The organism is Streptococcus suis, from assembly GCF_002960445.1.
GTDB lineage: Bacteria > Bacillota > Bacilli > Lactobacillales > Streptococcaceae > Streptococcus > Streptococcus hyiners.
The window spans coordinates 1-277 of record NZ_POJD01000161.1 but is presented as its reverse complement, the minus strand read 5'-3'; the positions used below and the strand labels follow the sequence as shown (position 1 = coordinate 277).

General features: G+C 41.5%; 1 pseudogene. It reads right to left on the bottom strand.

The window, feature by feature from the left end:
* Nucleotides 1–273: pseudogene (locus C1G53_RS13595) on the bottom strand (hypothetical protein); the annotation flags it as partial.
* Between the last annotated feature and the right edge of the window lie 4 nt (nt 274–277).

Here is a 277-nt window from a genome sequence, read left to right as displayed (position 1 = left end):
TTCCAATAAATGAAAACAGGACAGACCGATGAACAGCTGTAACAACAGAGCGAAGCCTAACTCACCTAAATAGGTCAACCTGATTGAAGATACCAATCGCCCCTCCACAAAAGCACTGTTTTGACGGAGCTCTAGAAATGTTAGTAGGCGAAAAATTGTTGCTGGTATAGCATAAACAATAGATAGCAAAATGGAGGGAAAAAATAGTAGTGTTGTACCTCTTGTCCGCTCGCGAGTCATCATCGCTCTTGATACTATATCACTCGTCATCATCACA